Annotated in this window: 8 protein-coding genes; 5 read left to right on the plus strand and 3 right to left on the minus strand. The window is 70.8% G+C overall.

Annotated elements, in window-relative coordinates; genetic code table 11:
- The first annotated feature begins 75 nt into the window (after positions 1-75).
- The 3 genes from VGK78_RS01495 to VGK78_RS01505 are packed head-to-tail and all read left to right on the plus strand — an operon-like array spanning position 76 to position 3,493.
- Positions 76-855: an ATP-binding cassette domain-containing protein gene (locus tag VGK78_RS01495; protein WP_331525489.1), complete on the plus strand. Its 780-nt coding sequence runs from the start codon at positions 76-78 to the stop codon at positions 853-855.
- A 9-nt stretch (positions 856-864) separates the two neighbouring features.
- Positions 865-2,301 (plus strand): sugar ABC transporter permease, encoded by a 1,437-nt coding sequence (locus tag VGK78_RS01500; protein WP_331525490.1) that lies wholly within the window; start codon positions 865-867, stop codon positions 2,299-2,301.
- Between the two features lie 7 nt (positions 2,302-2,308).
- The gene (locus VGK78_RS01505; RefSeq protein WP_331525491.1) at positions 2,309-3,493 is read left to right on the plus strand and encodes an ROK family transcriptional regulator; all 1,185 of its coding nucleotides are present in this window, start codon (positions 2,309-2,311) and stop codon (positions 3,491-3,493) included.
- A gap of 12 nt (positions 3,494-3,505) precedes the next feature.
- Here VGK78_RS01505 and VGK78_RS01510 read toward each other — a convergent pair whose 3' ends face one another.
- Positions 3,506-6,442, minus strand: a complete 2,937-nt coding sequence (locus tag VGK78_RS01510; RefSeq protein ID WP_331525492.1) for a M36 family metallopeptidase — start codon at positions 6,440-6,442, stop codon at positions 3,506-3,508.
- A gap of 149 nt (positions 6,443-6,591) precedes the next feature.
- Between VGK78_RS01510 and VGK78_RS01515 the strand changes: the two genes are divergently transcribed.
- Entirely contained in the window at positions 6,592-7,386 is a 795-nt protein-coding gene (locus tag VGK78_RS01515) for an aldo/keto reductase (protein WP_331525493.1), read from the plus strand.
- Positions 7,387-7,471: 85 nt separating this feature from the next.
- On the opposite strand, the gene VGK78_RS01520 is transcribed toward VGK78_RS01515, so the two are convergent.
- Positions 7,472-8,164 carry an MBL fold metallo-hydrolase gene (locus VGK78_RS01520; RefSeq protein WP_331525494.1) on the minus strand — a complete coding sequence of 231 codons (693 nt, stop codon included), beginning with the start codon at positions 8,162-8,164 and terminating at the stop codon, positions 7,472-7,474.
- A gap of 3 nt (positions 8,165-8,167) precedes the next feature.
- On the minus strand, positions 8,168-8,905 hold the full coding sequence (locus tag VGK78_RS01525) for a maleylpyruvate isomerase family mycothiol-dependent enzyme (RefSeq protein WP_331525495.1): 738 nt from the start codon (positions 8,903-8,905) through the stop codon (positions 8,168-8,170).
- A 137-nt stretch (positions 8,906-9,042) separates the two neighbouring features.
- Here VGK78_RS01525 and uvrA point away from each other — a divergent pair.
- The coding region (uvrA, locus tag VGK78_RS01530) for an excinuclease ABC subunit UvrA (RefSeq protein ID WP_331525496.1) at positions 9,043-11,683 on the plus strand (2,641 nt) is incomplete at its 3' end.

Genomic DNA, 11,683 nt, shown 5'->3' on the forward strand with positions numbered 1-11,683 from the left:
CAGGCGGCGGCCCGGTCCGCCGGGCCGCCGCCTGCTCCGCACCGTGACCCCGCGACGTGACCGAGAGGTGACCCGGTGACCGAACCGATCCTGTCCGCCCGCAAGCTGAACAAGAGCTTCGGGCCTGTGCACGTGCTGCACGACGTCGACTTCGACGTGTACCCCGGCGAGGTCACCGCTCTGGTCGGTGACAACGGCGCCGGGAAGTCCACCCTGGTGAAGTGCTTCGCCGGCATCAACTCGATCGACTCCGGCGAGATCCGGTTCGAGGACCGTCCGGTGACCATCCACGACCCACGGGACGCGACCGCCCTCGGGATCGAGTTCGTCTACCAGGACCTCGCGCTGGCCGACAACCTCGACATCACCCAGAACATGTTCCTGGGACGCGAGATCACCGGCGCCCGGATGTTCCTCTCCGACGGCGACATGGAGAAGCAGGCCCGGCAGACGCTGGCCAGCCTGTCGGTCCGCACCGTGTCGTCGGTGCGGCAGCTGGTCGCCAACCTCTCCGGCGGCCAGCGGCAGACCGTCGCGATCGCCAAGGCCGTGCTCTGGAACAGCAAGGTCGTCTTCCTCGACGAGCCGACCGCCGCGCTCGGGGTCGCCCAGACGCGTCAGGTGCTCGACCTGGTTCGCCGCCTGGCCGACCAGGGCCGCGCCGTCGTGCTGATCTCCCACAACATGAACGACGTGATGGAGGTCGCCGACCGGGTCGCCGCCCTGTACCTCGGGCGGATCGCGGCGGTGGTCAAGAAGTCCGAGAGCAGCACGACCCAGATCGTCGAGCTGATCACGTCCGGGCGCAGCGGCAACGTCGGGCTCGCCGCGGCCACCGCCGACGAGAGCATCTGAGGGGCAGCGATGTCGACCGACCTCCCCGACACCAACGTCTCGGCGGGCAAGCTCCCCACCGACGACGGCGCCGGCAGCTTCGCCCTCGACGTCGAGGAGCGCTCCATCGCCGATGCCACCCGCAGCTGGTGGGGCAAGGTGCGCACGGGGGATCCCGGCGTCCTGCCGTCGCTGCTCGGCCTGGTCGTGCTGGGCATCCTGTTCAGCCAGCTCAGCAGCGCGTTCCTCACCAAGGCGAACGTCGGCAACATCCCCGGCCAGGGGGCCTACATCGCGGTGATCGGTCTCGGGCTGGTCTTCGTGCTGCTGCTCGGCGAGATCGACCTGTCGGCCGGCACCGCCGGCGGCACCTGCGGCGCGATCGCGGCCGTCGCCGTCTCCTCGGGCAAGCTCCACGACGGCCTTCCCGGCCTCATGTACTGGTGCCTCGTGGTCGGCCTGCTGCTCGCGGTCGGGCTCGCGGTCTGGCTGAAGGCCTGGTCGGCCGCCGTGCTCGTCGGGATCGGCGTCGTCCTCGTCCTCACCAACCTGACCCAGCACCTCCTGCTCGCGCTGCTGGCCGCCGTCTGCATCGGCGCCGCGATCGGCGTGCTCAACGGCTGGCTGGTCGCCAAGGTCGGCATCCCGAGCTTCGTGGTCACCCTGGCGTTGTTCCTGGCCTGGGGCGGCGTGACCCAGTTCGCGCTGAAGGGCCAGCCGATCAACACGTCCCGCTACAACTTCTGGTACAAGCTCACCTTCGGCAACCTCAGCGTCACCGAGAGCTGGATCTTCACCATCGTCCTGGTCGGCGGGTACGTCGCGATCTCGGTGCTCTCGTCCCTGCGCGCCAGTCGCCGCGGACTGTCGCACGACAGCCTGAGCCTGGTGGCTGCCCGGTGCGGAGGGGTGGCCCTGGTCGGCATCGTGCTCACCGTGCTGGCCTGCGAGAACCGCGGTCTGGGTTCCAGCGTCAAGAAGGGCATCCCGACCCCGGCGGTGGTCGTGCTGGTGCTGATGATCGTGTGCGCCTTCGCACTGACCCGCACGACCTGGGGTCGACACCTCTACGCGACCGGCGGGAACGCCGAGGCGGCGCGCCGCGCCGGCATCGACGTGGTCCACATCAAGGTGACCGCGTTCGTGCTGTGCTCGGCGTTCGGTGCCCTCGGCGGCATCATGCTCGCGTCGTACCAGTCCTCGGCCTCGCTGGACCTCGGCGCGGGCAACGTCCTGCTGTTCGCGGTGGCGGCGGCCGTCATCGGCGGCACGTCGCTGTTCGGCGGTCGGGGCCGGCCGCGCGACGCCGTGATCGGGGCCGTGGTGATCGCGATGATCCCCAACGGACTGCAGCTCAACCGGACGCTCGGCGCCGAGCCGCAGTGGCAGTCGGTGATCACCGGCGTGGTGCTGCTGCTGGCGGCGGCGATCGACGCGGTGTCGCGGCGCCGAGCATCGAGGTCGTGACGGCGCGGTGCGGGGACGGCGTACGTCGGGAGCGGTCCGGCCCGACGACATCAGGCAGCACAACCTGTCGCTGGTGCTCCGTCACGTGCACCGCGACGGGGCGCTGACGCGCGCCGAGCTCACCCAGCGCCTGCACCTCAGCCGGTCGACGGTCGGTGCGCTGGTCGGCGACCTCGCCCAGCTCGGCCTGGTCGAGGAGGTGGTGCCGAGCGGGGGCGAACGGGTCGGCCGGCCCTCGCACGTGGTGGCACCGCACGCACACGGGCCGTACGCCGTGGGGATCGACGTCGACATCGAGCACGTGACCGTCGCGGCGATCGGCCTGGGCGGCACGATCATCGCCCGGGAGGTGCTGCCCACCAGTCCCGAGGTGACTCCCACCGACCTGGTGGCGCTGGTCGCCGGGGCGCTCACCGGACTCCGGACGACCGTCGGAGCGGCATCCCGCGTCTGCGGGATCGGCGCAAGCGTGCCGGGCACCGTCGACCTGTCCACCGGTCGCGTCGGGGTCGCTCCCAACCTCGGGTGGGAGGACGTCCCGCTCGGCGAGATGCTCGAGGATGTGGCCGACGGAGTGCCGGTGGTCGTGGGCAACGACGCCGATCTCGCGGTCCTGGCCGAGCACCAGCGGGGCAACGCGCGCGACTGCGACGACGTGGTGTTCCTGATGGGGAGGATCGGCGTCGGGGCCGGCATCATCGTCAACGGCGTCCCGGTGCGGGGCCGCGACGGTCACGCAGGGGAGATCGGCCACAACGTGCTGGACCCGACCGGGCCGCCGTGCCACTGCGGCAAGCGTGGCTGCATCGAGACCTTCCTCGGTGAGAACGCGCTGCTCGGGCTCGCCGGCCGCCCGTCGCGGCGTACCGACACCGAGGTGGCGGACCTGTTCAACGACGCCCGCGCCGGTCAGCGCGAGGCGCTGCGGGCGATGGGCGCGGCCGCCGAGTCCCTGGGCCGCTGCATCGCCGACCTGCTGAACATCCTCAACCCCGAGCGGGTGCTTGTCGGTGGCACGATGGCCGAGCTGCTCGACCTGGCCCGGGCCGAGGTCGAGGCCGCGGTCGAGCGCTACGCGTTCGAGCGGTCGCATCCGGGCGTCGAGCTGCTGCTGCCGGCCTTCGGCGCCGACTCCGCCCTGCTCGGCTCCGGCGAGATCGCCTTCACCGCGCTGCTGGCCGATCCCCGCTGACGTGGCGAGAGGTCAGGGTTGCGGGACGCCGAACACCTGGATCTCGCTCAGGTCCACGAAGTGGCAACCGCTCGGTCCTCCTGACTCGCAGGTCGAGCCGAAGTCCCGCACCTGGTCGCTGGTGATCATGACCCGGACGTAGCCGACGCCCTGTGCGGTCGCGTCAAGCGGCACGAGCGTGCCGTCGTCGGCCGCGGTGAACGTCCCGCTGGCTGCCGTCGTCCAGGTGCTTCTGTCGGGTGAGGTCTGGATCACGAATCCCGCCGTCGAGGAGCTGGAGTCGTCGCCACAGGTCGACGCCGGGTCGACGGCGAACCCCGTCACGTCGAGGGGCTGGCCCAGCTCGATCGTGACGTGCTTCGGGCTGAAACCCAGGCTCCCGTCCGTCGACTTGCCGATGCTGGCGTTGGTGCTCCAGCCCGAGGACTGGCTGCCGTCGATGGCCCCGCCGGGACCGCAGCCGATGGCCGAGTAGTCCTGCCCGGTGGCGTCGGCGATGCGGGCGCCGCTCCCGGGCGCGACGCGGTTGACCCTCGGGGCGAAGTCGACGGTCGTCGTGCCCTCGACGTTCACCGCCTTCTGCTGCTGGTAGCCCCGGCCGCGGACGAGGAGCTTCGCGTAGTGCCCGTCCGGGATGTCGGAGAGCGTGTAGTTCCCGTCCTTGTCGGTGACCGCCGTCGGGTTGACCGTGCCGGACCCCTGGAAGGCCAGGGTGACCGTGACCCCCTCGACCGCGGACCCGGAGTCGTGGTCGGTGACCGTGCCGGTGATCGTGCCGGTGGTGATCGGGGAGGGTGGCATCGCGAAGCTGGGGGCGGGGTCGGTGTCCCCACCGCCGAACGAGCCGGCGTAGAAGCCCATGCCGCGGTGCGCGAAGACCCGCCAGATGGCGCTGCGGTCGGCACCGCGGAAGACCGAGGTGTCGGCGACCAGGATCGCGTTGCGCATGTCGAGGAACGACGGGTTGTACGGCGCCAGTTCCATGGCCCGGGTCACCAATGACTCGGATTTGCGGGAGCCGAGCCGGTGGCGCAGGTCCCACAACGTCTGGCTCCAGATCTCACCGTCGCCGTGCACCTCGGGGCCGCCGACGACGTCACCGTAGTCGGCGTACGTGTAGCCACCGCGGTGGCCGGTGGCGCCGCCGTTGCAGATCCGGACCGCCTGACCGACCTTGCAGTCGAGCGGCTCGGTGCGGTCGAAGTTCACGCCTTGCCCGTCGTAGGCGAAGAGCCGGACGTCGGCCTTGTCCGGGCGGTCGCGCTCGAGGTGCTGCTTGACCAGGTAGTCCATCGCGTACCAGTCGCTCCAGCCCTCGCCCATCGCGCCGGCTTGTACGCCGCCCAGCGTCGAGCGTCCGTGGACGTCGACCACCAGCCGGTTGGACAGCCCGTGGGTGTACTCGTGGTAGACCGTGTCCGCCTCGTCGCCGACGTTGGTCGGGGAGAACGGGTCACCGTTCGGGTACGGCTGATGCGGCTGGTGCTGGAGGTACATCTGCATGACGGGCCGGTGGCCGTCCGGGGGCGTCGACATGTTCGCGTTGTCGATGTGGTTGTTGTCGGGGAGCCCGAGCAGTCCCTCCGCCCGCGTGCCCGTGGCGGCGCCGTCGTCGGTCTGGGTGGTGACCGGGTCGCCGCCCTTCCCACCTCTGCGGTGGTTGCTGACCTGGAAGTTGCCGGCTGCCTCGGTGAACCCGATCGGTGCCCGCTTCAGGTGGTCGTGCCAGTTGTTGACGAAGAAGAAGACCTGCGTCGCGTTCTGGGCCCGGTTGACCCGCCAGGAGTACGCCTTGTTGGGGTTCCACGAGCACGGCCACGGGTTGCCGCAGAAGCTGCTCGCGAAGCGCAGGTGGAAGGGCTGCAGGCGGTATCCCCAGGAGTGGCCCCGGAGGGGATGGACCTCCTCCGTCGCGCCGGCCCGGTTGTCGTCGTTCACGTCGGAGTAGGCGTGGGAGTTGTTGCCGCTCAGCCGGCGCGCGTCCGGGCCGAGCCAGTGGCGCTTGGTGAAGTCGACGGTGACCTGGCGACCGCCGCGGGCCGAGCCCGGGAAGAACTTGTAGACGAGGCCGGTGCTGTGCTCGTACTGGGTGAGCGGGGTGCGGAGCAGCACCTCGCCGGTGACCGCATCGATCACGGTCGTGGCCGGCGTCGTCGATGACGTCACCACGGTCTCCCACGCGGGTCGCAGACGGTTGCCCGTGTCGAAGACCACCCGACGGGCGGTGTCCTCGCTGGTGTCGGCTCCCGCGAGCACCGGTCCCCGGGTCAGGGCCAGCGCCTCCGCCGCGGTGGTGATGGTCCGCGCAGACGCCGGCGGGAGGGTGCCGACCCGGGCTGTGCTGATCGGCATGCCGCCCAGGGTGAGCAGGCGGCCGGCACCGTTGACCGATGCGGTGAGTCCGTTCCGGGCGGCACTGCTGCCGGCGATCCGCTGGGTGAAGTAGAGGTGGTGGATACCGGCGACGTCCCGGTAGTTCCGGGCCAGGTGGAAGGTGTCGAGGTCGCCGGTGGTCAGCCCGAGGGCGTCGGCGTGTGCGCGCACGTAGCGCATCGCGACGCCGCGCGGTGACCGGGAGCTCGGGCCGGTCAGGTAGCCGTCGAGGTCGGCGAGGAACCGGACCGTGCCCGTCGTACCGCTGATGTCGCGCACCGTGGTGTCGGGCTGGGCGGCGAGATAGGCCTTGGCCGCCGGGCGGTGCGAGACCCGGCTCGCGGTCCGGAGCGCCCTGGTCACGGCCTGGCTGCCCTGGTCGGTGACGTCGACGTACGCATCGTGGACGTCCTGGCCGAGGGACGCGCGGGCCGAGCGGTGACCATCCGTGGTGTCCGGGCTCGCGCTGCCGTGGGCGTACGACGTGCCGGCGGCGACTCCGGCCACGGCCAGCGACGCGACGGTCGCGACCGCGATCCCGGCACCGCGGCGCCCGAGAACGAACTGGCGGAACATGCTTCCCCCTGTCAGGACCGTCCGGCGACGGCCGGGCACATCTTCCCCGACGGAGCGGGCGTATGGGGAATTTCGGCCCGGGACGCGCGGGTCGATTCAGGCCTGCGGCCCCGACGTCCCGGCTGGGCCGGCCCTCTAGGCTCGCAGCCATGACCGACGCTCCCCGGATCCCCGACGACTCGCTCACGCTGACCAACGGGGCGAGGATGCCGTTGCTCGGGTTCGGCACCTGGCAGATCAAGGGTGAGGACGCCGTGAACGCCACCGCCGCGGCGCTCGAGGCGGGCTACCGCCACCTGGACACCGCGACCGTGTACCGCAACGAGGCCGAGGTGGGTCGCGGCCTCGCCGCCAGCGGAGTACCCCGCGACGACGTGTTCATCACCACCAAGTGTCCGCCGAGCAACGCCGGTCAGGGTGTCGACACCCTGCGCCGAAGCCTCGACAACCTGGGCACCGACCACCTCGACCTCTGGCTGATCCACTGGCCGGGTGACGGCTCGGCGTACGTCGACCTCTGGGGCGAGTTCGTCGAGGCGCGCAAGGCCGGGCTGACCCGCGAGATCGGCGTGAGCAACTTCGACGCGTCGCTGTTGGACGAGGTCACGAACGCCGGGGGAGTCCAGCCGGCGGTGAACCAGATCGAGTGGAGCCCGCTGCTCCACGACGCGGACACGGTGGCGCTGCACCGCGACCGGGGCATCGTGCTCGAGGGCTACAGCGCCCTGCGCGGCGGCACACTCGACCACCCGACGATCGTCGGCATCGCCGACCGGCTGGGGCGTACGCCGGCGCAGGTGATCATCCGGTGGCACCTGCAGCACGGCATCGTGGTGATCCCGAAGTCGTCCCGCCCCGAGCGCATCCGGTCCAACGCCGACGTCGGCGGCTTCGAGCTGACCGAGGACGACATGGCGGCTCTCGACGGCCTCGGGGGCAGCTGAGCCTGTCCGGCGCCGGGGGCGGTGAGCCTGGATCGGTTTCCCCGTCGCGGACCGATCCGAAGTCACCGCTACCTGACGCGCCCGCCTACCAGCCCCGCTCGCGCCACTCCTCGAGGTGCGGACGCTCGACGCCGAGGGTCGAGTCGTTGCCGTGGCCGGGGTAGAACCAGGTCTCGTCCGGGAGGGCGTCGAAGATCCGGGCGGACACGTCGGAGATCAGCTGCTGGAAGCGCTCGTCGTCACCCTGGGTGTTGCCGACACCACCGGGGAAGAGCGAGTCGCCGGTGAAGAGGTGCGGGCGGCCCGCGCCGTCGTCGTACACCAGGCAGATCGAGCCGGGGGTGTGCCCGGCGACGGGGATCACGCCGAGTGAGCAGGTGCCGACCGGCACGCGGTCGGCCTCGCCGACGCGCTGGTCGACGGTGACGCCGGTCTGCTCGGTGATCGCGTCGGCGTCCGGCTCGCCGGCGATGACCGTGGCGCCGGTCGCCTGGACCACCTCGGCCAGGGCCCGGTGGTGGTCCCAGTGCTGGTGGGTGGTGACCACCGCGCTGAGCCCGGCGTCGCCGATCAGCTCGAGCAGTCTCGGCGCATCGTCGGCTGCGTCGATCAGCACCTGCTCGCCCGTCTCACGGCAGCGGAGCAGGTAGCAGTTGTTCGACATCTGCGGGTCGACGGCGAGCTTGGTGATCTCCAGGGAGCCCGCCGTACGCCGGTGCGGCTCGCCGCCGGGGGACACCTCGCCGGTGTAGTCGTTCTGTCCGGTCTCGTCGGTCACAGGTCACCAGCCTTCGATCGTGGGGAGCTCGCCCTGCGAGCAGGACAGGGTGGTGGGTGCGGGCCGGCCGGTCAGCCACCACCCGAGGTCGGCCGCAGGACCGGTGACCACGGGCACCGGGTACTCCGACTCGCCCGGCCCGAAGACCCAGGTGCGCTGCGAGTCCAGGGGCCTCACCTCGAACGCCCGCCCCGCGCGCACGCGCTTGTCCATCGCGTCGAGCAGCTGCTCTGCGAACCCCAGGTCCCAGTCGGACGTCGAGTAGCCGGCGCCCAGGTCGACGTGGTGGATCTCCATCTCGCGCAGACGCATCTCCGGGAAGGCGCCGGCCCGGATCGCACGGCCACCCGGCGTCCGCTCGACCGTTGTCTCCCAGCGGTTGCCGGGGATCGCCTCGATCGCCTCCTGCAGGAGGGTCGTCCCCGCCAGGAGCCGGTCGCGGATCTCGGAGGGCTCGGCCGCTGCGAGGTCCTCGATGTCGGAGTCGCGCTTCTCGTCGGAGTCGTACATGGTGCGCGGCTCCAGCGCATCGCCGTCCGAGTCGTCGGCCACGACGCCGCGCAGCCCGCGGGCGATGCCCTCGGCGTTCAGGGCCAGATGCGCGACCACGTGTGCCCGGGACCACCGCGGGAGGAGCGACGGCGCCGCCCAGTCGTCGCCGTGGAAACCGTCGACGGTGCGGATCAGGCGGGCCGATGCATCTCCGAGTAGGTCAGCCGCCGGCACACGTTCAGTCGTCATGCGGACCATCCAACACCCATCACGTGGGCCGTAGGATCGGGACTGTCGGTGGGCCGTGTCAGGCTTGCGCCGGCAGCGCGTGCGAGCGAACATGTGTTCGAACGCACCCATCCGACGATCCAGCCCGAGGGACAGTAGTGGCCGACCAGCTCATCATCCGGGGTGCCCGCGAGCACAACCTCAAGGACATCTCGCTCGACCTGCCACGCGACTCCCTCATCGTGTTCACCGGGCTCTCCGGGTCCGGCAAGTCCAGCCTCGCGTTCGACACGATCTTCGCCGAGGGCCAGCGCCGGTACGTCGAGTCCCTCTCGGCGTACGCGCGCCAGTTCCTCGGGCAGATGGACAAGCCCGACGTCGACTTCATCGAGGGCCTGTCGCCGGCGGTGTCGATCGACCAGAAGTCCACGTCGAAGAACCCCCGCTCGACGGTGGGCACCATCACCGAGGTCTACGACTACCTGCGCCTCCTCTATGCGAGGGCCGGCCGTCCGCACTGCCCGGTGTGCGGTGCGCCGATCGAGCGGCAGACGCCCCAGCAGATCGTCGACCGGGTCCTCGCCCTCGAGGAGGGCCGCCGGTTCCAGGTGCTGGCGCCGGTGATCCGGGGCCGCAAGGGGGAGTACGTCGAGCTGTTCCGCGAGCTCCAGACCGAGGGCTTCTCCCGGGTCCGGGTCGACGGCGAGACGCACACCCTCGACGACCCGCCCAAGCTCGACAAGCAGCGCAAGCACACCATCGAGGTCGTCGTCGACCGGCTGTCGGTGAAGGCGTCGTCCAAGCGTCGGCTGACCGACTCCGTGGAGACCGCCCTGCGGCTGGCCGGGGGGCTGGTGCTGCTCGACTTCGTCGACCTGCAGGCGAAGGACCCGGGCCGGGAGATGAAGTTCTCGGAGCGGATGTCCTGCCCCAACGACCACGACCTCGACACCGACGAGCTCGAGCCGCGGTCGTTCTCCTTCAACAGTCCCTTCGGCGCCTGCCCCGACTGCCACGGCCTCGGCACCCGGATGGAAGTCGACCCCGACCTGGTGGTGCCCGACCCCCAGGCCACCCTGGGCGAGGGCGCGATCCAGCCCTGGAGCCAGGCCCACGTCGCCGACTACTTCCTACGGCTGATGGGAGCGCTCGGCGAGGAGCTCGGCTTCGACCTGAACACCCCGTGGGAGGACCTGTCGGCCAAGGCCCGCAAGAGCCTGCTCGAGGGCCATCCCACCAAGGTCCACGTAGTCACCACCAACCGCTACGGGCGCCAGCGCGCCTACTACGCCGAGTTCGAGGGGGTGCGCAGCTACGTCGAGCGCCGGCACGGGGAGGCGGAGTCCGACACCAGCCGTGAGCGCTTCGAGGGCTTCATGCGCGAGGTGCCCTGCCCGGCGTGCCTGGGCAGCCGGCTCAAGCCGGTGAGCCTCGCGGTCACGATCGGCGGCAAGTCGATCGCCGAGGTCTGTGCCCTGCCGATCAACGAGACCGCCGGCTTCCTGCGCGAGCTCGAGCTCAGCACCCGCGAGAAGCAGATCGCCGAGCGGGTGCTCAAGGAGATCCAGGAGCGCCTCAACTTCCTGCTCGACGTGGGCCTCGACTACCTGTCGCTCGACCGGCCCAGCGGCTCGCTGTCGGGGGGCGAGGCCCAGCGCATCCGGCTCGCCACCCAGATCGGGGCGGGGCTCGTCGGCGTCCTCTACGTCCTCGACGAGCCCTCGATCGGGCTCCACCAGCGCGACAACCACCGCCTGATCGAGACCCTGGTCCGGCTCAAGGAACTCGGCAACACCCTGATCGTCGTCGAGCACGACGAGGACACGATCCGCACCGCCGACTGGGTCGTCGACATCGGCCCCGGAGCGGGGGAGCACGGTGGACAGGTGGTCCACACCGGTCCGGTCAAGGGGCTGCTCAAGCACCGCGACTCGTTGACCGGCCTCTACCTCTCCGGACGCAAGCAGATCCCGGTCCCCGCCGTACGCCGTCCGCGCACCAAGGGTCGCGAGCTCACGGTGGTCGGGGCCAAGGAGCACAACCTCCGCGACATCGACGTCGCCTTCCCGCTGGGGCTGTTCGTCTCGGTGACCGGCGTGTCCGGGTCCGGCAAGTCGACCCTGGTCAACGACATCCTCTACACCAGCCTCGCCAAGCAGATCTACAACGCCCGGGCGGTGCCGGGACGGCACAAGCGGATCAACGGTCTCGACCACGTCGACAAGGTGATCCACGTCGACCAGTCGCCGATCGGCCGCACGCCGCGCAGCAACCCCGCGACGTACACCGGAGTCTTCGACCACATCCGCAAGCTCTTCGCCTCGACCCCCGAGGCGAAGGTTCGCGGCTACCTCCAGGGACGGTTCTCCTTCAACGTCAAGGGCGGACGCTGCGAGGCGTGTGCGGGCGACGGCACGATCAAGATCGAGATGAACTTCCTGCCCGACGTCTACGTCCCGTGCGAGGTGTGCCACGGCGCTCGCTACAACCGCGAGACGCTCGAGGTGCACTACAAGGGCAAGACGATCGCCGACGTTCTGGACATGCCGATCGAGGAGGCCGTCGACTTCTTCGCGGCGATCCCGGCGATCTCCCGGCACCTGACCACGCTTGTCGAGGTCGGTCTCGGCTACGTGCGGCTCGGGCAGCCGGCGACCACCCTGTCCGGGGGCGAGGCGCAGCGGGTCAAGCTCGCCTCCGAGCTGCAGAAGCGATCGACCGGCCGTACGGTCTACGTGCTCGACGAGCCGACGACGGGCCTGCACTTCGAGGACATCCGCAAGCTCCTCGGCGTGCTGT

This window comes from Nocardioides sp. (assembly GCF_036503465.1).
GTDB lineage: Bacteria > Actinomycetota > Actinomycetes > Propionibacteriales > Nocardioidaceae > Nocardioides.